Below are 23,442 nucleotides of genomic sequence, written 5' to 3' on the forward strand. Positions count from 1 at the left end.
CTGCCTGCCTGATTACGCCAACGCGGCGATCAGGCCGAGTCGTGTAATCCGGTTCCGGCGGCTGCCGGTGCTGCCGGTGCTGCGGGCGCTACCGGTGCTGCCGGCGCTTCGTGCAGATAGCGCCAGGCGGCGAACAGCGCATGATCGGTGCCGAAGGCGCCCGCCTTCGTGACGATACGCAAATGCGGCCGCAAAGCGCACGTTGCGACGGGCTTGCCGACTGCCACACCCGCTTCGATCTCCGCGATCAGTTCGATACTGCCGATGCCGGCTGCGCTCAGCATCGCTCGCGCCGTCTCGCCGCCCGTGGCGATCAGGCCGCCGAGCGCCGCAAAGTACGGCTTGACGAGCGCAGCAAGGGCCGCGGACAGCAACGCGCCTTCCGCAGGATCGAACGCATCGTCGCGGCCTATGCGCAGCAGGAGATCGGCGCGCGTACCGAGCGCCTCGCCAATGCGCGTCTGCCATGCCGCCCAGTCCGCGTGACGTTCGCCGTCACGCAGCACGCCTGGCGGCACCGTCAGTTCCGCCATGCCGGCGCGATCGCGCAGCATCGCGCACTGCCGCTCCGATACCGCCGACAGGCTGCCTACCAGCACCAGCACCGGCGAATGGTCTTGCTGCTTCTGCTGTTTCTGCTGTTCCTCTCGCTGCCGTTCGGAAGCGCTTGTGGTCTCTTCTGCCGCTCGCGCGTCGAACAAGCCTTCAAGGCTCGCGATCTCGCGAGCAAGGCCACCCGAGCCGACCCAGAACAACGCCTGATCCATTTGGGTGGTGGCCTGCGCGAGCGTCAGCAGGTCTTCGCTGGTCTCTGCGTCGACGATCAGCGCCTGCGTGCCGCTCGCCGCCACCGCCGCGATCCGCGCCCTGAGCGCCTGACCGCCTTCGCGCAACGCATCCACGTTCAGTTGCGCCGTCGACAGACCGACCTCCGCCAGCATCGCATGCAGATCAGCGGCGCGGCCGGCGTTTTCAAGCTTCCAGGTATCGGTGCCTTCCAGCGGCTTGCCGTGCACCAACACACGACCGCTGCGCAATGTCCGGCCGGTCGCCGGGAATGCCGGCGCAACGATCGCCAGACCCGCGAACGATTGCAGCGCGGCGACTTCCGCGGCCCAATTGCCGCGCAGCGTCGAGTCGATCTTCTTGTACAGACGCCGGCCCGGTACGCGCAACGCCTGCCAGGCCGCCGCAGTGCGCCGCGCGGCCTCGGCGGCCGTCAGCCGGCGCGTGTCGGTATCGGCGGCGATCACGTCGGCCGCATGGGCGTCGAGCGCTTGCGCCGACGCCTCGAGCGCGACGACCGTGCGATAGCCCGCGCTCGCGAAACCGATCGCGCAATCCGCCGCGCCGGACAGATCGTCGGCGATGATCAGCATGCTCATCGCGCCAGCTCCCTCGATTCGCGCCGTACCTGCACGCGTTTTGCGACCGCGGCGGTCAGGATCGGCGACAGGATCGCGGTCACCACCACACAGGCGGCCACCAGCAGCGTCGCGCTTTTCGCTGCTTCCGCGTAGACCGGGTTCGCCGCGGCGATCAGCGCGGGCACGGCGGCCGCGTTGCCTGCCGTATTCGCCGCGGCGGTGCCCGCGACTCCGGTGCCGCCCGTCAGACGGTCGGCGAGATAGAGGGGAATGCCGGTAACGATCACGACGGCGATGCCCAGACCAATGCCGAGGACGCCGGCCTGCCAAACCTTGTGCAGGTCCAGACTGGCCCCGAGCGCCAGCGCGAAAAAAGGAATCATGACCGGGACAGCTTTGCCGAGAAACGCCCGCATTTCGCGGTCCAGATTGCCGAGCAGCATGCCGAAAACAAGCGGCAATATGCTGCCGACGAGCGTGGGCCACGGAAACGCGGACAGGCCGGCGACGCCCAGCGTGACCATCGTCAGGAACGGTCCCGATTCGAGCGACATGATGGTGTACGCGCCAACGTCCTCGGAACGGCCGTACTGGCCCATCAACGCCATGTAGAGGCCGCCATTGGTGTCGTTCATCGCCGCGACCACGGCAAGAGTCGACAGGCCGGCGAACAGCCCGGACGAAATCGGCTGTTCACCGAGGAAATGGCCCATCACGACGCCCACGACGATTGCCGCGCCAACCTTGGTGACGAACAGCGCCCCGCCCTTTTTGAGCAGATAGGGTGTCGCCTTCACATCGATGCTCGCGCCCATGCAGACGTAGAACACCGCGAGAATCGGCAGCGCGCCAGTGAAAAGCGCATTCGTGAACGAGCCGAAAAACTTCGGCATGCCCGGCAGAAAGGTCGCGACGAGTGCGCCTAACAGCAGGGGGACGATCATCATGCCGCCGGGTACGCGTTCGATGCCGCGCTTGATGTTTATTTGGGCCATGCCAGTCTCCGCTCTGATTGGGTTTTGATCGGATCGGTCACTTTTTTGATTGAAACGATCATGTCCAAGTGTACTGCGGTCGGCAGACTTGCGCAAATCGCTCATTTTTATGATCGAAGTGATCAAAACGGCAGAGTGGGAATTAGGGAGTCTGGGCGGCGGCGTGTCGCTAATCATGCGCGGCACGCGTTCGAGCGCGAGCAAGCCGCCAGCAAAGCGCAGGCGCGCATGCTCCGCGTAGCGTCGACACGCGGGAGGCAGCGTGGACTAGCTATGGACGTGCGGGGGCATGAGCTTCGGTTACCAGGGAGGGCGATAACCTGCGGACGCGGCGACAGGCGACACTTATGCCGCGTCCGCGAATGCTTTTTCCGGCGCGGGCAGCGCGACTGCGAACCCGCCCGCACCGTCAATGAACGTGCTCTCTGTCGCCCTACGCGGCAAACGCCGTGCGCAGCGCCTCCAGAAAGCGCACGTAAGCGGTCGCACCGGGGTCCGCATGGCCGATGCTCCGTTCCTGCACCCAGGCGGCACGGCCTTTTCGCGACTGCATCGAGGCCGTGGCGGCGACTTGCGCCTGCGCCGTCGCGATCATCGCGTCGAGCAGTTCGACGGCGCTGCCTTCCGATGCCTCCAGAGTGTCGAGGCTCGGAACAAGCGCATCGAGCACGGTCTTGTCGCCGACCTGACTCTTGCCGCGCTCGACGATGCGAGCCGCCACCGCGCGCCCGATCGTCAGCGCGTCGGCGCGCCCGGCGCTCTGTACCCCGGCCGTCGCCTTGGCAGCAGCAAGCAGACCGCCGCCCACGAGCGCCGCGAACGTTGACGGGTTGGCGGTCGAGAACGCCTTGCCGGCAGCCAGCAGCAGTTCCGAAACCGATGCTTCGTCGGGCAGTGCGGAAAGCGCCTTCACCACCGCTGCCGATCCTGCGCGTACCGTGATGCCGAGATCGCCGTCGCCCAATGCCGCGTCGAGTTCGCGCAGTTCGTCGGCGTGGGCCGGCAGCGCATTCAGTGCGCGCGTCAAAACCTCACGCATTTCCTTGCTGGATACAGTCATTGCCGGACCTCTTCAGGATGCCGTGCCGTCGCGGAAGAACGGCGAATTCGCCGGCGCTTCGAGCAGCGCCTGAAGCTCGTCGTCGAGCAGCATCACCGTAATGGATGCGCCCGCCATCTCGAGACTCGTCACGTATTCGCCGACATAGGAGCGCGCCACCTTCAGGCCGCGATCCGCGATCAGGCGCGCCGAACGCCGATAGAGCAGATACAGCTCTTCTAGTGGCGTCGCGCCGAGGCCGTTGACGAGCAATGCCACGCGTGAGCCTTTCTCCGCGTCGAGGTCGTCGAGAATTTCGCGCGTGATGCGCTCCGCAATGGCATCCGCGGATTCGAGCTTGCCGCGGTGCGTGCCGGGCTCGCCATGAATACCGATACCGATCTCCATCTCGCCTTCAGGCAGCGTGAAGGTCGGCTTGCCGGCGGCGGGCAGGATCGTCGGCGACAGGCCGACGCCCATGGTGCGGCAACTGGCGTTCGCCTTGCCGCAGATGCGCGCCACGTCGTCGAGCGAATCGCCGCGCTCCGCTGCCGCTCCCGCGCATTTGAACGCGAACAGCATGCCCGCCACGCCGCGGCGGTCCGCGGCGCGCTGTTTCGGTGCGGAAGCGACGTCGTCGGTCAGCACCACTGTCTGAATTTCGATGCCCTCCGGCTCGGCGAGATCGGCGGCGAGATCGAAATTCAGCACGTCGCCGCCGTAGTTTCCATAGACGTAGAGCACGCCGGCGCCGCCGTTCACGGCCTTGGTCGCCTCCAGAATCTGCTCGGCGGACGGCGACGAAAACACGTTGCCCACCGCGACGCCGCTGCACAAACCCTCGCCCACGTAGCCGAGAAAGCCGGGCAGATGACCCGAACCGCCGCCCGTCACGATGCCCACGCGCCCCTCTTTCGGCGCGTCCTTGCGGACCAGCGCCCGCTTGTCGGCCGTTGCGCTTTTGATCCACGCCGGATGGGCGGCAAGCAGCCCTTCGATAATCTCGTCGACGAAGACATCGGGTTCATTGATGATTTTCTTCACGTGCTGCTCCTCCGGTTTTGGGGTGCTTTCACAGATGCAATAAGGCGCTTACTGCTTGCGCCGCTGACTGAGCGCATCCAGCAGGACCGCCGCGAAGATGACGCCGCCCTGTATGAACTGCGTCCAGAACGGATTGACGCCGAGCAGCGACAATCCCACATTGATCACGCCGATCAGCACGACGCCGATAAACGTTCCGACAATCGACCCGCGCCCGCCGGCAAGCGACGTCCCGCCGATCACGACCGCCGCGATGACCTGCAACTCCAGCCCGTTGGCCGCGGAAGGCAGCGCGGAATTGAGCCGCCCCGCCAGCACGATCCCGGCAATCGCGGCCGTCACGCCGGCCAGCATGTAAGTGAGGAACACGACGCGATGCACGGGGATGCCCGCAAGACGCGCGGCTTCCTGATTGCCACCCACTGCGAACACCTGATGGCCGAATGCCGTCTTGCGCAACAACACATGGCCGATGGCGAAGATCACCAGCATGACGATCATCGGCATAGGCAGGCCCGCGACCGTCTTCGCGCCGAACGCGGTGAAGGCATTCGGGAAATCGAACTTGGTGCGGCCGTCCGAAATGGCGAGCGTGAGGCCGCGCGCCATCGCCATCATCGCCAGCGTGACGATGAAAGGCACGAGCCGCAGCCACGCCACCGCGAGGCCGTTCAACGCTCCCGCGGCTGCGCCGACCGCGAGCGCCACGCATAGCCCCGCAATGCCGAGGCCGACCGCGCCCGGCGTGGACCCCGCCATCACGGTCGCGGCGACCATGCCGGTCAACGCGACGAGCGAGCCGACCGAAAGATCGATCCCCGACGTGATGATCACGAAGGTCCCGCCCACCGCCGCTATGCCGACCACCGACACCTGCACCATGATGTTGGTCAGCGTGCTGGTCGTCAGAAACTCGGGCGATGCAATCGACAACGCGATGCAGATCAGCACGAGCGCCGCGAACAGTGGCCCGATTCCGCTCCTCAGTTGGCGAATCACGCGGCGCGACAGCGCCTCCGTATCCGCGCGGTTGGCTGCCGTGGAGGTCATGCGCCTGCTCCTGTTGTAGCCCATTGAATGACAGCTTCGGAATGCGCGTTGTCGCGCGCAATTTCCGTCACGATGCTGCCGCGATACATCACGAGCACGCGATCCGACATGCCGAGCAGTTCCGGCAATTCGGAACTCACCATGACGACCGCAGCGCCCGCGCGCGCCATCGACACCATATGCGCGTAGATTTCCGTCTTCGCCCCTACGTCGATGCCCCGCGTCGGCTCGTCGAGCATGATCACGGCGGGTTCCGTGGCGGTAGCGCGCCCGAGAATCACCTTCTGCTGGTTGCCCCCGGACAGCGTGCCCGTGACCTGCAGGACCGACGACGAACGCACGTTAAAGCGCGTGCTGGCGTCGCGTGCCAGTTTCCGCTTTCTGGCGCGGCTGACGAATCCGCCCGTGGCGAGCGCCTTCAGACTGGACAGTGCGATGTTTTCCTCGATGCTGGCATCGAGCACGAGCCCCTCCAGCTTGCGATCCTCGGACGTATAGACGAGGCCATGACGCACGCCTTCGGTCGGCGAATGATTCGAGATCTTCCTGCCCTTGACGCGTATCTCGCCGGCCGTCGCAGGCAGCGCGCCGAAGATGGTTTTCAGCAGTTCGGTGCGCCCCGCGCCCGCGATTCCCGCAATGCCGACAATCTCGCCCGCGCGCACCTTGAAGCTCGCATTGCGCAGCAGCGGCGCACTGGCGAGATCACGCACCTCGAGCACGACATCGCCGTAATCGCGCGGCTCCCACGGATAGAACGACTCGAGATTGCGCGCGACCATCGCCTGCACGAGTTCGGCTTCGGTCCATTGCGACATGGGACGCGCGCCGACAGTCGCGCCGTCGCGCATCACGACCGCCGAATCGGCCAGCTCGAACACCTCTTCCAGATGATGCGAAATGAAGATGATGCCCATGCCCGCCGCTCGCAGCCTGCGCACCACAGCGTACAGATTGACGATGTCCTGACTTTGCAGCGCGGCGGTCGGTTCGTCCATCACGAGAATGCGCGCATCGCGCGTAATGGCCTTCGCGACTTCGACCAGTTGGCGCTTGTTGAGCGGCAAATCGCCGAGGCGCATCCACGGCGGCACATCGTCGAGGCCCACGCGCGCGAGCGCCGCCCGCGCGAGCCGATTGGCTTCGCGCTGCATGAGGAAACCTTTGCGCGCAGGCATGCGGCCGAGAAACAGGTTTTCCGCCACCGTCATGTCGTTGATCAGCGAGAGTTCCTGATAGATCACGGCGACGCCTGCGTCGATGGCCGCATGAGTGCCGCGCGCCAGCGGCACGCCGTCTATTTCGATCGTGCCTTCGTCGGGCTCATACGCGCCCGACAGTGTTTTGACGAGTGACGACTTGCCCGCGCCGTTTTCGCCGACGATCGCCATCACATGCCCGGCCTGCAATTCGAGACTCACGCCGCGTAACGCCTTCACGCCCGGAAAACTTTTGACGATGCCCTGCATGCGCAGCAGCGGCACAGGTGTCTCGACGGGCACGCGCTCCCGTTCTTCGGCTTGCACTGTCATGTCGCCTCATTCCGTTTGCGGGCTGCGCGCACCGTCCGCTGCAACGCAGCCCGCGACCCGTCTTACTGTTTGACTTCCTCGGACCACAGCCCATATTTCTTCGTCGCATCCGAATCGATATTGGACTTGTCGATCAGCAGGGTCGGCCATGCATAGTTCGCCGGCACGTCCTTTTTCGCGGTGTAATCCTCGACGAATTGCAGCGACTTGGCGGCCATCTGAATCGGGTTCTGCGAAATGGTCGCGTCCTGCTTGCCCGCGCGAATCGCCGACAGTGCCTGCGCCGTGCCGTCCGCGCCGATCACGAGAATGTGCTGCTTGTCGTCGAGCGGCTTGTAGCGGCCCGCATTGTCGATGGCCTTTTCCGCGCCGACCGTGTTGTCGTCGTTAGCGCCGAACACCGCGTCGATCTGAGGATACTTCTGCAGGATATTGGTCATCGCGTTGAGCGACTTCTCCTGATCGAATGCGCCTTCCTGACGCGCGACCACCTTGATGTCGGGATACTTCGCGATCTCGTCGCTAAAGCCCTTCTCGCGATCGGTGGCGGCCGTCGTGCCGACGAGCCCGATCAGGTCGACCACGTTGCCTTTCGCCGAGCCGTAACGCTTCGTCAACTGGTCGGCGATCCATTTGGCGGCCGTCTGCCCTAGCGCAACGTTATCGGATGCAACAAAAGACGTGACCTTGCCGCCATCCGAACCACGATCCAGCGTGAACACCGGAATGTTCATCGCATTGGCTTTTTCGACAGCGGGAATGATGGCCTTCGAATCGATCGGATTGAGTACCAGTGCTGTCACGCCCTGGCTCAGAAGATTGATGGCGTCGTTGACCTGCTGCTGCGCGTCGCCGTTCGCATTCGTCTGCACGAGATCGAAGCCTTGCTCCTTGGCGCCCTTCTCCACGCCCGCCTTGAGGCCGACAAAGAACGCATTGTTGAGCGTAGAGACCGAGAAGCCGATCTTCGTCTTGCCGCCCGCTGCGTTCGCCACGGGCGCGCTCGCCGGCGCGCTCGCGGCTTCACTCGCGCTGCCGGTCGAGCTGCTGCTGGTCGAACTGTTGTCGCTTTTCGAACACCCGGCAAGCGCGGCTGCCGCACACAGCAACACCGCGCAGGTCGATTTACCCAATACGTCCCATCCGTCGAATCTTGCTGAACTCCAGGCCATAGCTGTCTCCGTTGTAGGATTTCTTCACTGCGATGCGAACGACCACTTCCTTCAAGCAAGCGTGCTAACGCTCGGCTTCCTTGCGCCTGCCATACGTCTTGAACTTTTCCAGCACCTCGTCCATCTGCTCACCCGACAGAAGCGGCGGCGCTCCCAGTTGACAGGCGAGCAGATACTGCCTTGCCAGCACTTCCACTTCGTGCGCGAGCCAGACGGCGCGCGCCAGATCGACACCCAGCGCGACCACGCCATGATGCGCAAGCAGACACGCGCGGCGGTTCTGCAACGCCGTGAGCGCATGGTCCGAAAGCAACTGTGTGCCGAACAGCGCGTACGGCGCGCAGCGAATCGAATCGCCGCCTGCTGCCGCCACCATGTAATGCAGCGCCGGAATGTCGCGTCCATGAATTGCCATCGCCGTGGCCGCGATCGAATGCGTATGCACGACCGCATGCATCTCCTGCCGCGCGCGAAGAATGTCGCGATGAATGCGCCATTCGGACGACGGACGCTTTTCGCGCAGCACGTCGGCGTCGTCGGCCACGTCGAGCGATAGCCACACGATGCCGTCTTCGCGCAGCTCGCGCGCCGGCACGCCGCTCGGTGTGATCAGAAAACCATCGCCGAGGCGCGCGCTCACGTTTCCCGAGGTGCCCTGGTTGATGCCGAGCCGTTCCATCTCGAGCGAGGTCTCGACGATGTCCCGGCGCAACGCGCGCTCCGTTGCCGCACTCATGCCGCGTTCCCTGCCGCAGGAAAGAGACTGCCGAGCGATCGTTCGAACGGCGCCCTCACGATGCCGCGTTCAGTAATGAAACCCGTGACGAGTTCTTGCGGCGTGACATCGAATGCGGGATTGCGGACCTTGATGCCCGGCGCCGCCGTGCGTTGTCCCGCGATATGCGTGACTTCTTCGTCGCAACGCTCCTCGATTTCGATCTGCGCGCCGCTCGGCGTGCGAAAGTCCAGCGTCGACGACGGGCACGCCACGTAGAACGGTATGCCGTAATGCTTCGCTGCAATGGCCACCCCGAGCGTGCCGATCTTGTTGGCAAAGTCGCCGTTGGCCGCCACGCGGTCGGTGCCGACGATCACCAGATCCACGAGTCCCTGCGACATGATCGAAGCGGCTGCGCTGTCCATGATCAGCGTCACGTCGACGCCCGCCTGCTGCAATTCGAACGCGGTGAGACGCGCGCCTTGCAGCAGCGGCCGCGTTTCGTCCGCGAATACCTTGAAGGTCACGCCTTCGCGATGCGCTGCGTAAATCGGCGCGGTTGCAGTGCCGAGGCCAGTCGTGGCAAGCGCCCCCGCGTTGCAATGTGTGAGCACGCCGCTGCCCTGTCCGATGAGCGGCATGCCATGACGGCCGATGCCTTCGCACAGCGCCTGGTCCTCCGCGTGGATCTGCTGCGCCTCGTCGACGAGCGCATCGTAAAGCGCAGCGGTATCGCTTGCGCCGCACGTGAGCGCACGTTGCAGCATGCGTCTGAGGCTCCAGCTCAGATTGACGGCAGTGGGACGCGCGGTGTCGAGCCAGCGTGCGCGCCGTTCGAGTTCCGCCCGAAACTGCGCGAGAGGCAATGCGCGTGCATCCTGAACGGCGACGCACAGTCCATACGCCGCCGCGACGCCGATGGCCGGCGCGCCGCGCACCCGCAATTCGTGAATGGCTCGCCATACCGCGGCTGCATCGGCGACATGCTCCACGACGATCTCATGCGGCAGGCGAGTCTGATCGAGCAGAAGAAGATCGCCGTCGCGCCATTCGATCGTAGGGGCCAGCGCGGGGAACAGGGACTGCGCAACCATGAAAGCTCCGTGTGCGTTAAACGTGTACAGGCGTCTCGCGGCGAATCTCGCGCGCGAGCATGGCGACCTGCTCGATGTCGGTGAGCGTCTCGCGTTCGACGAGCAAGGCTTCGGCGCAGCGCAGACAACGCACTTCGATCCGCGCCCGCGCCTGCGCATCCGGTATGCGTGTGATGTCGGCGACCTTCGCCATGCCGACGATGCGGCGGATCATCTTGCAGCCGGCAAAACCGAGCGTATCGGCAAGCAGGCGGCGCATGAAATGCGCGCAATAGCCTTCGAGCGCGCGTGTCTGCCCCTGCCCGCCGATGAAGCGGCGCTCGCTGCGGCTTTCGTGATCGCGCCACAGCGCAACGAACTGCTCGCTAAAGCCGTTCCATATGCCGATCACCTGAGCCAGCAGCCATTCCTCGTAAGCCGCCGGGTCGCCTCCGTCAGCACGGCCATGCCAGTCGCGCGAGAAATAGGCCAGAAGGAGATTGGCCAGCACCGCGCCGATGTCGAAACCCATCGGCCCGTAGAAAGCGAACTCCGGGTCGATCACGAACGTCTCGTCCTCGTTGACCATGATCGAGCCGGTATGCAGATCGCCGTGCAGCAAGGTCTCCGCGCGGTTCATGAATGCCCACTTCATGTCGCCCGCGGCAATGCGCAACGCTTCGTTCGTTCTCAAACGTTCAAGCGCGGATAGCGGCAAGGCCGGGCTATAAATATTCGACGGATGATCTTCGAAAGGAAACGTGAACACCAGATCTTCAGTGATCCTGCACAGTTCGACATTGACGGCTGCGCTCACCGCCTGCTTTTTGATGTCGGGCGCAAGGAACAGATCCGAGCCATGAAAGAGCGTCTGCGCGAGATAGGTGGACAGATGCGCCGCGAGCTTCGGATAGGTCATGCCGCTCATCAGCCCTTGCCGCAAAATGCAATGCGACGCGAGCCGTTGCATGACCATCAGAAAACGCTGGCTGTCGGCGTGATACACCTTGGGCACATGCTGCGGGCAAAGCGCGCCGAAGCGGCGCAGGGCCGCAACTTCGTGCTCCATGCGCTGACACGACAGCGGCCACGTCTTGCCGACCAGCCGCAAAAAGGGCGGAGCCTGCTTGACCACGACGCTGCGCTGCGGCGCCTTCGCATTCGTCACGAAGTACACATAATTCAGATTGCCGTCGCCGACTTCGGCGACGTCCAGATCGTCCGGCTCGCCGAGCAGCGCGCGCACCTTGGGAATGGCGCCGAGATACGCTGCGAGCTCGCTTGCGGTAAAGGCTTCAAACTCCATCGGTGCCTCCTCCGATGTTGCTTCCGGCGCTCATCGACCAAAGACGTCTTTAGCGACGCTTGCGCACCAGGTCGAACTTGAAGATGCTCGTGTTGTAGTAGTCGTTGCTATAGCAAAGCGGCTCGCCGCTCTGATCGAAATCCACTTCGTCCAGCAGCAGAAACATGCCGAAACCATCGCCCAACTCGGGCAGATCGCGCGGCGTGAGAATAGTGGGCTGTATCGACGTGTGCGTATGCGACAAACGCCGGCCAGTCCGCGCGAACATGCCGAATAGCGATTCGCCCAATTCACCCTGCGCCTCGTCGAAAAGCGTCTTCGGAATCGTGTCGATGCAATAAGCGGCAATTGCATCGTCGGCGCGGCGCACCCGTTCGATGCGGATGCAACTGTCGCCCGGCGCGATTCCAAGCTTCTCGGCAAGACTCTCCGATGCGGCAATGCTGTCCATCTGAATACGGCTCGTGGAAGGTACGGCGCCCACGCTCCTGATCATGTCAGTTACAGACATCAGATCATCCAGGCCGCCTTTCAGCTTCAACGAAATTTGTCTGATGAAGGTGCCGCGCCCCTGAATCCGTGACAGCAGTCCATGCGAGATCATTTGCGCCACTGCTTCGCGCAAACTCGAACGGCCGACGCCAAGCAGTTCGCAGAGCTCCAGTTCAGTAGGAATCTGGTCACCCGGCTTGAGCTTGCGCTCACGAATCATGGTCAGCAGCGACTCCTGAATCTTGTCGCTCATCGATCGCTCTACGCTCAGGCGCATGTTGTCTCTCGCTCGTCACTGCGCCCAATATACATCAGACATCTGATGTTTTTGTAGGGAGTTTCCCTTGGTTTTTTCTCGCGTCTGCCGCCCTTCACGAGCCGCGAATTGCGTCGCACGCGCAGCACGTCCAGACGCTCATCCTTGTCGATGCACGCTTCTCGCCGCGCTGCGTTGCGCAAAATCGGGCTTGCGCGGCGATGCCTTGCAAAGTGCTGAACGCGCTGTGCCGAGCGCGTTTTTATGGTCGGTGTGTAGAATGAATCGCACAACGCCGCGCTATTACAAACGCCTGAATGGGCGCTGCATTCGCAAGGCAAATTTAAGGAGACGACAATGTGGTTTGTCGGCAAGAGCGAACTGCTCTCTTTGATCGAATGTCATTGCCTCGACGAGGTCATGCCTGCCTTTAGCGACCATCGCACGCTGCGTAAGAACGCCGTCATCTATCGGCCGGACGAATCGAGCGAGCACGTGTACCTGCTCAAGAGCGGCAGCGTAAGGCTCTACCGTCTGACCGAGGACGGCCAGGAAATCACGCTTGCGTTCGTGAAGGCCGGCATGATTTTCGGCGACGGCGACGTGCTCAACGAAGAGAACTATTCCCATCACGCGCAGGCGCTGACGCCGAGCATGGTCTGCTATATCCGCAAGGCCGATTTCAAGGAACTGCTCGCGCGTTACGACGTCATCAATCAGTTCGTGCTGCGCAATCACTATCTGCGCTGGCAGGAAGCACAGCAGTTGATCGAGAATCTCTCGCTGCACGATGTCAGAAAGCGGCTCGTCAACATCCTCGTCATGTTCGCCGGCCAGGTCGGTGCGGCCCACGAGCACCCGGAGCACGGCGATACCATCCTGATCGACTTGCCGATCGCACAGGACAAGCTCGCGGAATTCATCGGCACGTCGCGCGAATCCGTCAACCGGCACTTCAGCGACCTGAAGGCGGAAGGCTTCGTCGACATGCACGAGCGCAAGATCGTGCTGACGCCTGCGTTCGTCACGCGCTACATCACCAGGGCGCCCAGCTTTACGGCCGTGCCGGCAAGCGCAAGCCAGGCGCCGCGCGAGTTCAGAGCGCCGCTAATGCGCGCTTGACCGACGCCACGCCGCTCTGCGGACTCGACAGCACCGGCACCGGGAGCGAGCCGAGCGACGGCACGAGGCGCGCCATCGAGACTTGCGCGAGCACGATCACATCCACCTGTCCGGCAAGCTCGATAATCGCGCGTTTGAGGATGTCGTCGTGCTTCGCGGCGTCGCCGGCAAGCAGCGCTTCGAATGCGCCTTGCGCGATGCATTCCGTCACCTCGATCTCAACGCCGCGCTCGACAGCCTTCCTGCGAATGAGGCGCACCGTGGGCTCCAGCGTCGTGGACACGGTAGCGACCACGCCGATTCGCGGTCCGAGCGCGCAGGCCTCGTCAGCCATCGCTTCGTCCACCTTGACGATTGGCGTGCGGATCATGCCGCGCAGCAAATCGGTCGCCTCGCCCACCGACGAGCACGCGTTAAGAATGATGTCCGCGCCGAGCGCTTCCGCGTTCGCCATGTAGCTATAAAGGCGGCGCGTTACTTCGGGCGTCAGGTGTCCCGCCGAACGCACATCGGCGAGCAGGCTGTCGTCGACGATATTGACGACCCGCGCATCGGCGAGTTGCGCGGCGAATTGCGCCTTGAGCGGGTCGACCGTGACTGGGCCGGTATGTATAACGACGATCGTGGTCATGTTCGTGTCCGTTACTTCGTTGAATGATTTTCAGGCGGTGGCGAGTGCCATCACCTTTTCCTGCGATGCTTCCGCCCTGCTCAATTCGCCGCTGATGCGGCCTTCACGCACCGTCAGAATCCGGTCGCTCACGGCAAGTACTTCGAGAAGATCGGAAGAGATGACGATCACGCCAATGCCCTCGGCCGCGAGCCTCGCAATCAGCGCGTGCACCTCCGCCTTGGCTCCCACGTCGATCCCGCGCGTGGGCTCGTCGACGATCAGCACTTTCGGGCTGCGCGCGACCCACTTGGCGATCACGATCTTCTGCTGATTACCGCCGCTCAGGTTGACGACCTTCTGCTCCACGCCCGGCGTCTTGATGCCCAGCATGCGCACGAAATGCTGGCAGCTCTCGCGTTCTCGCGCATGCTGGACGAACTGGAACGGCGAATAGCGCTCGAGATGCGTGAGGCTGAAATTCTCGCGCACGCTCATGCCGAGCACGAGCCCCTGGGCCTTGCGGTCTTCGGTAACGAAGCCCATGCCGGCTCTGATCGCATCGTGCGGATTGCGGATCTCCACCGGCTTGCCGTCGATCCTGATCGATCCCGTGCATGCCCGCATGCCGAAGATCATTTCCATTATTTCGGTGCGCCCGGAACCGACCAGGCCGGCAATGCCAAGCACTTCGCCGCGATGCAGCGTGAAGCTCACGTCGCGAATGCGGGGCGCCGCCCCTCTGACCGGTTTGAGCGACAGCGCCTGCACTTCGAGCACGGCCTCCCCGCTCGCATGAGAATCCGGCTCGCCGTAGAGTTCGCTCAACTCGCGCGCCACCATCATGCGCACGAGCGTCTCGCGGGTCATCTCGGCAATCGGCGCCGTGCCGACCGTGCGTCCGTCGCGCAGCACGGTCACGCGATCCGCGAGTTCGAAGATTTCCTCAAGACGATGCGAGATATACACCACAGCGATGTTCCGTTCCCGCAAGCGCTTGACGATCCGCAGCAGTATGCCCGTTTCGTGATGACTGAGCGACGCTGTCGGCTCGTCCATGATGATGGCCCTGGACTGCGCGCACAATGCCTTGGCGATCTCGATCATCTGCTGCTGTCCGACACTCAGTTCGCTGACGCGCGTGGCGGGATCGATATCCATGTCGATGGTGGCCAGCACCTCGCGCGCCTCGCGATACATGCGCGGACGGTCGATCAGCCCGAGCCGCGTGCGCGGTTCCCTCGCGAGAAAGATGTTCTCGCCGACGGTGAGATTGCCCACGACCGCCAGTTCCTGGTAAATGATGTTCACGCCGAGCGCGCGAGCGTGATGGCTGTCGGCCAGCGTGACTTCCTGCCCTTCGATGAGAATCGTGCCGCCTGCGTCGGGCGCATAGATACCGGTGAGTATCTTCATCAACGTGCTTTTGCCGGCGCCGTTCTCGCCGGCAAGCGCGAGCACTTCGCCCGCGCGGATCTCGAGATTCACGCGATCGAGCGCCTTGACGCCGGGGAAGGTTCTGGAGATGTTGCGCATCTCCAGAAACGGAACGCCTGTCACGGGGCTCATCACTTCGTATAGCTGGTCATGTTGTCCTTCGTGACCACGGTCACGCCCGTGTCGATGTCCTTCGGCTGGCCCTCCTGGCCCTGGATCTGCGCGACGAGATGGTCGACCGCGAGCGAGCCCATCGTCACCGGGCGCTGGACCATGATGCCCTGAATGTAGCCGTCCTTGAGACCTTTGAGCGTGTCCGGAAGATCGTCGAAGGCAAGCACTTCGAGCTTGCCCTTCATCGCGCCGAATTCCCGCGTGTTGAGCACTTTCGCGACCGCCGGCCCGCCGACCTGGCTCACGCCGAAAATGCCCTTGAGGTTCGGATGCGCGCGCAGCGTGGTTTCGACGACCGACACGCCGCGCGCCAGGTCGTCGTCGGTGCCTTGCGTCTCGACCACCTTGATGCCCGGATACTTCGCCAGGCCCTTCTTGATGCCGGCAATGCGTTCGTTCAGATTGACCGCGCCGAGCTGCCCCGTGATGATCGCGACTTCACCCTGACCGTTGAGCGCCTTGCCCATTGTCTCGGCCATGGTGGCGCCCGCCTGTTCGTTGTTCGTGCCGATATACATGGACCGGCCGCTTTTCGGCGAATCCGAGTCGTACGTCAGCACCTTGACGCCGCTTTGCTCCGCGCGCTTCATCACGCTCTCGACCGACTTCGGCTCATTGACAGATATCGCAATGCCATCCACGTGCCTTGAAATCAGATCTTCGATGATCTGTACCTGCGTGGAGCCCTGGGTGTTTTGCGGCACCACCCATTGGTATTTCACGCCGGCTTTGTCGGCCGCCGTTTTCGCACCCTTGTTGCAGTCGTCGAAGAACGGCACGGCGACTTTGGGAATGACGGCCACCGAAATATCTTTTGCGTCTTTCGCGTGAGCCGTTGTGCCGGCCGATGCGGCCAGCGCGACCAATGCGCCCGCGGTAATACGTTGCGTGAGTTTCATGCGTGTCTCCTGATGTTATGTTCGCGGCACTCGGTATGACTCGTGTTTCTAGTGTTTCTAGTGTTTCTAGTGTTTCTAGCGTTCCTTGCGGCGCACGCGCCAGATGTCGATGCTGACGGCAATGAGGATCACGCAGCCGGTGATGGCCTGCTGCGCATAGGTATCGATATTGAGCAGCACCACGCCGTTCGTGATGATTCCCGCGAGCGCCGCGCCGATGATCGCGCCTTCCACGCTGCCCGCGCCGCCCGACAGGCTCGCGCCGCCGATGGCAGCCGCCGCGATCACGTCGAGTTCCGCGCCGAAACCGGAGGCCGGCTCCGCCGATACGAAGCGTGAGAACGCGATGACGCCCGCCATCGACGCGATCAGTCCGGACAGCACATAGACAGAGAACTTGACGCGGGCCGTGCGGACGCCGGACAGGCGCGCGGCCACTTCGTTGCCGCCCGTCGCATAGACATGACGGCCGAAGCGCGTCTGCCGCATGACGATGGAAAAGACGGCTGTCATCGCCAGAAGAATGACGACCGGAAAGGGCACGAAACCGATATAGCCCTGACCGACGAAGGTGAAACTGTCGGGCACGTCGGGCGTGACGGGCACGCCTTTGGTGACGATGTACATGAGGCCGCGGCCGATCGACAGCGTGCCCAGCGTCGCGATGAAAGGCGGCAACTGTATCCACGTGATCATGAAGCCGTTGAACGCGCCGACGGCAAGTCCCACGCCGAGCCCCGCGCCGATCGCCACCGGCGCGCTGTAACCGTGCTGGAAGGCAAGCGCGGTGACGAGCGACGATAAGCCCATGACCGAGCCCACCGACAGGTCGATGCCGCCTGTAATGATCACGAGCATCATGCCGATCGACATCAGCGCGATCAGCGAAAACGAGCGGAACACGCCCATCAGGTTGTTGGTCGTGAGGAAGTACGGCGAGAAGACGCTGATCAGCAAGCCGACCAGCAGCAGCACCGACAGCACGTTCAGCTCGCGTATCCGCAGACACGCCTTGATCCGTTCCGCGGCACGCGACGGCGCAGGCTGGGGTTCCTTCTTCGACGATATTGCGGTCACCGATCGCTCCTCTTTGCAAGCCCGGAACAGATCATAGAAGCGCCGGCCCGCGGAAATCTGTGACGCCCGTCATAGATCCGTATCGGGATTCACCCGTAGATTGCCTGCGGATAGCGCGATGAAAGGCCCCGTGCCTATGACGCGCGTCACAGCATTCGCGCGAGGCGCGGCGTTAGGATGCGAGTGGTGTGATCAACGGCGCGGCAAAACCGGACGGCTTTATGAACTGTAAAGGAGACAAGGCATGACCAAGCGAGTGATAGTGACGGGCGGCAGCGGACTTGCCGGCAAATGGGTCGTCGAGGATCTGGTGGCGCACGGCTATGAAGTGCTCAATGTGGACCGCGTACCGATGGCCAAAGGCACGGCGCGAACCCTGATCACCGACATCACCGATGCGGGACAGGTATTCAATGCGTTCGCATCCACTACAACGGCGAAGGAATTCGACGACGACATCGAGCCCAAGCCGATTGACGCGGTCGTGCATTTCGCGGCGATTCCGCGCATTCTCGTCACGACCGACAACGAGGTGTTCCGCATCAACGTGATGGGCACTTACAACGTGCTGGACGCGGCGGCGAAGCTCGGCATCAGGAAGGTTATCGTGGCTTCCAGCGAGACGACATACGGCGTGGTGTTCGCGCATCGCCATCGCGACCCGGCGTATTTTCCGCTCGACGAGGAGTACCCGGTGGACCCGATGGACAGCTACGCCACGTCGAAGGTCATTAATGAAGTGACGGCCAAGGCGTTTCATGCGCGCACGGGCTCGGACATTTACTGCTTCCGTATCGGCAACGTACTCGATCCCGAGGACTACCGGAAATTCCCCGTCTGGCTGAAGGACCCTGCGTTGAGAAAGCGCATCGCATGGAGTTATATCGACGGCCGCGATCTCGCGGCGGCCTGCCGTCTCGGCATTGAAAAAGACGGGCTGGGCTACACGGTGATGAATGTCGCCGCCGACGACGTCTCTTCGGACCGCCCGGTTGCCGAACTGCTGAAGACCTACTACCCGAATGTGCCGGTCAAAAAGCCGCTCGGCGAGTTCGAGACCTTGCTGAGTAACGAGAAGCTCAAGCGTTTGCTTGGATGGCAGCAGGCGTATCGGTGGCGCGAGCAGGTGTCGTCACAGTCGTAAGTCGTAGGTCGTAAGCGCCGCACGCTGAGGCAAGGCCGCACCGCACCGGCATCGCTATGCGGCGCCGATGCGAAACACCGCGACTTGCCGGCTCAACTGCCGGGACTGCTCGTCGAGCAACTGGGCGCATGCGCTCGCCTGCTCGACGAGCGCCGCGTTCTGCTGCGTGATCGAATCCATCATGGTCAACGCGGCATCGACCTGCTCGATGCCGACGCGCTGCTCCTCGGCCGCGGCAGTCATCTCGCTCATTACTTCGCGAAAGCGTCCGGCTGCGTCGAGCACGGCCCGGATCGCGCCTTCCGCATGTGTTACGAGCGTCGAGCCATCCGCCGCCGCGCCGACGGAATCCGCCACCAGCACGCCAATGTCCTTCGCAGCCGTCGACGCATGCTGCGCGAGAGAGCGCACCTCGGCGGCGACGACGGCAAAGCCCCGTCCATGCACGCCGGCCCGCGCCGCTTCCACGGCGGCGTTCAAGGCGAGAATATTGGTCTGGAACGCGATGCCCTTGATGATTCCCGTGATGTCCGCGATCTTCCTCGAACTGGCGTCGATGCGCGCCATGGTCTTGCTCACTTCTTCGACGGCATGATTGCCCTGGTTCGCGGCCGAGGCCGCCTCCTGCGCGACGCCATATGCTTGCTGCGCCCGCGTCGCATTGCGGCGCACCGTCTCCGTCAGACCGCTCATGCTCGCGGCGGTCTGCTCGAGCGACGCCGCCTGCTCTTCCGTCCGGGCGGACAGATCCAGCGTGCCGGCAGCAATCTCGCCAACGGCCGTACCAATCGATTCGCAACTGTCGCGCACCGCCGTTACCGTTTGCGCGAGCCGCGCCTGCATCTGATGCAGTCCGTCGAGCAGTTGTCCCATTTCATCGGCGCGGTGACGGGCAACCGTGCGGCTCAGATCTCCGGCCGCGATCGCGTCGAAGTGCGCAAGCGCGTCGCGAAGCGGCGCAACGATCGCACGGCGCAGCGCAAGCCAGCTAAACGCCGCCGCGGCGACGCCGAACGCAAGCATCGCCGTCGATCCCGCAAAGAAAAGCTTGAAGTAGTGTTCCGCGTCGTCGTAGCTGCGTTTCGCATTGGCATACAGCGAGCGTTTGAGCGTATCGTTCGCCGCGCTCATGTCGTTGAACAGCGTGCTCAACTGCGATACGCCGATCCGCTGCGCAGTCGACCGGTCACCTGACTGCAGCGCGTCGAGGAACGCTCGCATCGCGACACGCATTGCGTCGCGGCGCTGCCCCGCGGCGTCGATAAGAGACGCTTCGCCCGCTTCGTGCGGCTCGTTCACGAAACTGCGCCACTGTTCGTCCGATTGCTTGAGGAAGTCGGCGGCATGGCGAATCTGCTCGCCCGCGCGCGCGGTGTCCGTCGCGGCCATTGCACCGCCGAGCACGAGGCGGGTACGCGCCATCAACAGTTCGGCGTTACCGATGTGAACTGCAGCCGTCAGCTTGTTCTCATAGGTATCGCGCGTCGCCTGGTTCGCACGCCATGCGCCCGCCAGTCCGAGCACGCCGATGGCGATCATCAGCGCGGCGAGCAAGGCCATCGTCAGCGCAATGCGCTGCTGCAACGAAATCGCCTTGCGCAGCCCGGCAGGTGCCGCCGCACGATCTGTCGCGCCGAACGCATCGGCGTTGCTAACCGGGTCCGGTTCGGAGAACGGTGTGGCCATGTCGGCGGTGGAGGCGGTGGAGGCGTTGGAAGCGTTGGAAGCGTTGGAAGCGTTGGAAGCGTTGGAGGCGTTGGAAGCGTTGGAAAGGGACAGCATGATGCGAACCTCTGCTCTTGAAATCGGATAAATGCCGTGGACGCTATGACGCGTCGACTCGCGCACGGCCTTGCCCGTATATGCCGCGCCTGGTTGCGGCAAGCGGCGTTGAGTTACGCGATCGACTGGCTCGCTGCGCGGCGCCGGTTCCAGCCCAGCCAGACGGACAACAGCGCAATGAAGATGAAAACGCCCGACACGTTCATGAAAAGATCGGCAACCGGCCAATGCATCGCCAGCAAGACGCCTCCGAGCACCGAGCCGATTACCGAGCCGAGCTTGCCGATGCCGATAGCCGAGCCGACTCCGGCCGAGCGCAACATCGTCGGATACAGCATGCCGGCCACCGCATAGAGCGCAAACTGACTGCCGATCACGCATACCCCGCTCATGAACGACGCGCCGTAGAGCCAAAGAGCGGGCATCGGCATGCCGAGCGAGATGCAAACCGGAAGCCCGACCAAAGCGAGCAACAGAATCACCGCTATGCCGTAACGGTCCACGCATCGGCACAGCGCGAGCGCACCGACCGTCCCGCCGACCGGAAACATCATCGCGGCTTTCGCTGCCTGCGCCGCCGGCAGCGCGCTCATGCTGAACAGAATCGGCAGCCAGTTCTGCAGAAAATGCAGTGCGAGCGAATTCAGGACAAAGAGCGCCCACAGCAAAGGCGTCACACGGACAAGACCGTTGCCGAACAACGCGAGCGGTGTCGCGCGAATACGCTTTTCGTCCTGAACGATATAGCGCGCAGCCTGGTTTTCCGCGTCGTTGAAAACGCTGTCCGAACCGAGACGGCGAGCGATGCGGGCGACTTCGCGCGGCGCCCGCCCCCTGAGGATCAGGAAACGGACGGACTCGGGCAGCACGGCGAAAGACACGAGGGCGACCGCAATGGCCGCGACGCCGCCCACCTCGAAGAGAACCGGCCAGCCGAAGCGCGGCAGCATCCACGAAGCGATCGCGCCACCGCCGCCGGCTCCGATCGAAAAGCCCGAGAACATTAGCGTGATCCATGTCGCGCGGCGTGCCTTCGGCGCATATTCCGACACCAGCGCGACCGTATTGGGCACCACGCCGCCCATGCCGATTCCCGCAACAAAACGCAGCACGGTCAATTGATCGAGCGATGCCGCCCGGCTGCACGCAAGTGTCAGGATGCCGAACCACAACACGCCGTAAATGATCGTGAGACGCCGTCCAATGCGATCGCCGAGAAAGCCCAGCAGCAACGAACCGACGAGCACGCCGACGAGGCCGTAACCGAACACATGACCGAACTCGGTAGCCTTCACGTGCCATGCGCGGACGAGCGTGGGCGCGGCATAGGCAGCGGCGACCTGATCGTAGCCATCGATGAGCACGATCACGAAGCACCATGCAATCAGGCCCAGCGAAAAGCCGCGCAACTTCTGCCGCTCGATGAGCGCGGTGATGTCAACGGCCGGGGCAACAGCGCTGGCGCTTTCGGGAAGCACAGTCATCGCGTGTATCTCCCATCGGCGCGGCGCATGGCGCGCGCCGGCGCGCATCCACAAGCACGTTCGAAGTACGGGCTCATCGGGTCTCCGTGGCTGCGGCCGTTCGCCTGTTTGCGGCGCCGGCCGGCTGATTGTATGAACGCTTCTGTCTGGTCCGGATCAGGAGTCGCCCAGCGCGGAACGCATCTCCTTGATGCGGGCGTCGTCCTGTTTATGCTGTTCGCCGAATCGCGCCTTGTACAACACTGCCAGCACGGTCGAGAAGATGGCGGCGACGAGAAAGAGTCCGGACGCCGCGTAAAACATCTGCGAGATCGGCAGATGCATGGACAGCAGAATTCCGCCGATCACAGGCCCCGATACCGAGCCGATCTTGCCGACGGAGATTGCACTGCCCACGCCCGCCGAGCGGAACGAGGTCGGGTAAATCATCCCCGCCACCGCGTACAGCCCGTACTGCGCGCCGACCACGCAGAAACCCGTCGCGAACACGGCGAACATGAGCCACGCCTCCGACATGCCATGCCCGAGGAAAGCGACCACGGGGCAGCCGACCGCCGGCAACGAGATGATCGCAAGCACGCCGTGACGGTCGACAAAGCGGCACAGGATCAGTCCGCCGAGCACGCCGCCCACCGAGAACATGGTTGTGATGACACCGGCGCTCTGCGGATTGATGCCGACACCTTCCATCAGAATGGGCAGCCAGTTCTGCAAGAAGTACAGCGCCATTGAATTGACGATGAATACGATCCACAGCAACGGCGTGATTGCGCGCAGGCCGTCGGAGAAAATCAGCTTGAGCACAAAGCGCTTCTTTTCCTGCACTTCGCCGGGCACGAACTGCGCGTCGGCGGGAAGCGCCAGTTCGGGGCGCAGACGCGCAACGAGCTTGCGCACCGTTTCGACACTGCGCCGACGGACTACCAGCAGCTTCGCGGATTCCGGCAGCGTCACGATCAGCAGGCACGCGACCGCGAGCGAGCCGATACCGCCCACGACGAACATCACCGGCCAGCCATAGCGATGAATGAGCGCCGACGAAACCAGCCCGCCGGACCCCGCGCCGATGGAAAAGCCCGAGAACATCAGCGTCACCCATGTGGCGCGCAACCGTTTGGGCGCGTATTCGGCGACGAGCGCAACCGAATTCGGCACTACGCCGCCCATGCCGAGACCGGCGATAAAACGCAGCAGCATGAGTTCGTGCAGCGAAGTTGCCCACACCGACAGAAGCGTCAGCAGACCGAAAAACAGACTGCCCGACACGATCGCACGCTTGCGGCCGAAGCGGTCGCCGAAGTAGCCGAAGATGAACGAGCCGATCAACGTGCCGAACAGACCCGCGCCGAAGACCGGTCCAAAGCCGCCGCGTGCGACGTGCCACTCCTTGATGATGGCGGGCGCCGCGAACGACACGGCCGTCTGATCATAACCGTCCATCAGCATGATGAGGAAGCACCAGAACAGCAAGCCGACCGCGAAACGTCCTGTCTTCTGCTCTTCGATGAGTGTCGATATGTTGAATGTGCGCTCTGCTTGCATGTGCGTCCCAATATGCCGATCAGGCGGTGGGCGCAGTTGCCGCGCACGCCGCTTCGTTCTGTTTCCCGTTGGCGCCTGCGCCGGGAGCCTCAATATACGGCCCGGCAGCGGGCGACAGAATCAAAAA

General features: G+C 63.5%; 21 protein-coding genes. 3 read left to right on the forward strand and 18 right to left on the reverse strand.

The genetic code is table 11. The annotated features are described in order from the left end of the window. Positions 1–29 precede the first annotated feature (29 nt). The 11 genes from CUJ91_RS26240 to CUJ91_RS26290 form a co-directional block, all read right to left on the reverse strand. A complete protein-coding gene (locus CUJ91_RS26240; RefSeq protein ID WP_114157517.1) occupies positions 30–1,385 on the reverse strand; it encodes a four-carbon acid sugar kinase family protein in 1,356 nt (451 codons plus the stop codon). Continuing rightward, the gene (locus CUJ91_RS26245) at positions 1,382–2,362 is read right to left on the reverse strand and encodes a 2-keto-3-deoxygluconate permease (RefSeq protein ID WP_029970314.1); all 981 of its coding nucleotides are present in this window, start codon (positions 2,360–2,362) and stop codon (positions 1,382–1,384) included. Before CUJ91_RS26245 ends, CUJ91_RS26240 begins: the two co-directional genes overlap by 4 nt. 433 nt (positions 2,363–2,795) lie before the next feature. Beyond that, positions 2,796–3,422, reverse strand: a complete 627-nt coding sequence (locus tag CUJ91_RS26250) for a DAK2 domain-containing protein (RefSeq protein WP_114157518.1) — start codon at positions 3,420–3,422, stop codon at positions 2,796–2,798. 12 nt (positions 3,423–3,434) lie between these two features. Beyond that, positions 3,435–4,445, reverse strand: a complete 1,011-nt coding sequence (locus tag CUJ91_RS26255; protein WP_114157519.1) for a dihydroxyacetone kinase subunit DhaK — start codon at positions 4,443–4,445, stop codon at positions 3,435–3,437. Between the two features lie 48 nt (positions 4,446–4,493). Next, positions 4,494–5,495: an ABC transporter permease gene (locus CUJ91_RS26260; protein WP_114157520.1), complete on the reverse strand. Its 1,002-nt coding sequence runs from the start codon at positions 5,493–5,495 to the stop codon at positions 4,494–4,496. Next, positions 5,492–7,027, reverse strand: coding sequence for a sugar ABC transporter ATP-binding protein (locus CUJ91_RS26265; RefSeq protein ID WP_053860207.1), 1,536 nt, complete (start codon positions 7,025–7,027; stop codon positions 5,492–5,494). The genes CUJ91_RS26260 and CUJ91_RS26265 overlap by 4 nt, the downstream gene beginning before the upstream one ends. A 62-nt stretch (positions 7,028–7,089) precedes the next feature. Continuing rightward, positions 7,090–8,199: a sugar ABC transporter substrate-binding protein gene (locus CUJ91_RS26270; protein WP_114157521.1), complete on the reverse strand. Its 1,110-nt coding sequence runs from the start codon at positions 8,197–8,199 to the stop codon at positions 7,090–7,092. 64 nt (positions 8,200–8,263) lie between these two features. Beyond that, positions 8,264–8,935 (reverse strand): L-fuculose-phosphate aldolase, encoded by a 672-nt coding sequence (locus CUJ91_RS26275; protein WP_114157522.1) that lies wholly within the window; start codon positions 8,933–8,935, stop codon positions 8,264–8,266. Then, entirely contained in the window at positions 8,932–10,011 is a 1,080-nt protein-coding gene (gene mtnA / locus CUJ91_RS26280; protein WP_114157523.1) for an S-methyl-5-thioribose-1-phosphate isomerase, read from the reverse strand. Before mtnA ends, CUJ91_RS26275 begins: the two co-directional genes overlap by 4 nt. A 16-nt stretch (positions 10,012–10,027) precedes the next feature. Continuing rightward, positions 10,028–11,296 carry an S-methyl-5-thioribose kinase gene (mtnK, locus tag CUJ91_RS26285; protein WP_114157524.1) on the reverse strand — a complete coding sequence of 423 codons (1,269 nt, stop codon included), beginning with the start codon at positions 11,294–11,296 and terminating at the stop codon, positions 10,028–10,030. A 49-nt stretch (positions 11,297–11,345) separates the two neighbouring features. Next, the gene (locus CUJ91_RS26290) at positions 11,346–12,041 is read right to left on the reverse strand and encodes a GntR family transcriptional regulator (protein ID WP_244231027.1); all 696 of its coding nucleotides are present in this window, start codon (positions 12,039–12,041) and stop codon (positions 11,346–11,348) included. Positions 12,042–12,401: 360 nt separating this feature from the next. Between CUJ91_RS26290 and CUJ91_RS26295 the strand changes: the two genes are divergently transcribed. Continuing rightward, entirely contained in the window at positions 12,402–13,166 is a 765-nt protein-coding gene (locus CUJ91_RS26295) for a Crp/Fnr family transcriptional regulator (RefSeq protein ID WP_006049731.1), read from the forward strand. Here the strand turns inward: CUJ91_RS26295 and CUJ91_RS26300 are convergent. From CUJ91_RS26300 to CUJ91_RS26315, 4 genes are all read right to left on the reverse strand, one after another. Beyond that, positions 13,141–13,797 carry an aspartate/glutamate racemase family protein gene (locus CUJ91_RS26300; RefSeq protein WP_029970302.1) on the reverse strand — a complete coding sequence of 219 codons (657 nt, stop codon included), beginning with the start codon at positions 13,795–13,797 and terminating at the stop codon, positions 13,141–13,143. The genes CUJ91_RS26295 and CUJ91_RS26300 overlap by 26 nt on opposite strands. A 30-nt stretch (positions 13,798–13,827) precedes the next feature. Then, positions 13,828–15,345, reverse strand: coding sequence for a sugar ABC transporter ATP-binding protein (locus tag CUJ91_RS26305; protein WP_114157526.1), 1,518 nt, complete (start codon positions 15,343–15,345; stop codon positions 13,828–13,830). Next, positions 15,345–16,286 (reverse strand): sugar-binding protein, encoded by a 942-nt coding sequence (locus CUJ91_RS26310; protein ID WP_114157527.1) that lies wholly within the window; start codon positions 16,284–16,286, stop codon positions 15,345–15,347. Before CUJ91_RS26310 ends, CUJ91_RS26305 begins: the two co-directional genes overlap by 1 nt. 75 nt (positions 16,287–16,361) lie before the next feature. Next, a complete protein-coding gene (locus CUJ91_RS26315; RefSeq protein WP_114157528.1) occupies positions 16,362–17,363 on the reverse strand; it encodes an ABC transporter permease in 1,002 nt (333 codons plus the stop codon). Between the two features lie 244 nt (positions 17,364–17,607). Here CUJ91_RS26315 and CUJ91_RS26320 point away from each other — a divergent pair, with 244 nt between their 5' ends. Beyond that, positions 17,608–18,507: an NAD-dependent epimerase/dehydratase family protein gene (locus CUJ91_RS26320; protein ID WP_006049736.1), complete on the forward strand. Its 900-nt coding sequence runs from the start codon at positions 17,608–17,610 to the stop codon at positions 18,505–18,507. A 54-nt stretch (positions 18,508–18,561) separates the two neighbouring features. Here CUJ91_RS26320 and CUJ91_RS26325 read toward each other — a convergent pair whose 3' ends face one another. Further along, entirely contained in the window at positions 18,562–20,067 is a 1,506-nt protein-coding gene (locus CUJ91_RS26325) for a methyl-accepting chemotaxis protein (RefSeq protein ID WP_244231028.1), read from the reverse strand. Here CUJ91_RS26325 and CUJ91_RS34955 point away from each other — a divergent pair. Then, entirely contained in the window at positions 20,036–20,320 is a 285-nt protein-coding gene (locus CUJ91_RS34955; RefSeq protein WP_244231029.1) for a hypothetical protein, read from the forward strand. The genes CUJ91_RS26325 and CUJ91_RS34955 overlap by 32 nt on opposite strands. An 82-nt stretch (positions 20,321–20,402) precedes the next feature. Here the strand turns inward: CUJ91_RS34955 and CUJ91_RS26330 are convergent, their stop codons facing one another. Both CUJ91_RS26330 and CUJ91_RS26335 read right to left on the reverse strand, forming a co-directional pair. Next, entirely contained in the window at positions 20,403–21,773 is a 1,371-nt protein-coding gene (locus CUJ91_RS26330; RefSeq protein WP_114158066.1) for an MFS transporter, read from the reverse strand. Between the two features lie 156 nt (positions 21,774–21,929). Continuing rightward, entirely contained in the window at positions 21,930–23,315 is a 1,386-nt protein-coding gene (locus CUJ91_RS26335) for an MFS transporter (protein ID WP_006049739.1), read from the reverse strand. Positions 23,316–23,442 lie beyond the last annotated feature (127 nt).

Origin of the sequence: Paraburkholderia graminis (genome assembly GCF_003330785.1) — a bacterium.
Lineage (GTDB): Bacteria > Pseudomonadota > Gammaproteobacteria > Burkholderiales > Burkholderiaceae > Paraburkholderia > Paraburkholderia graminis.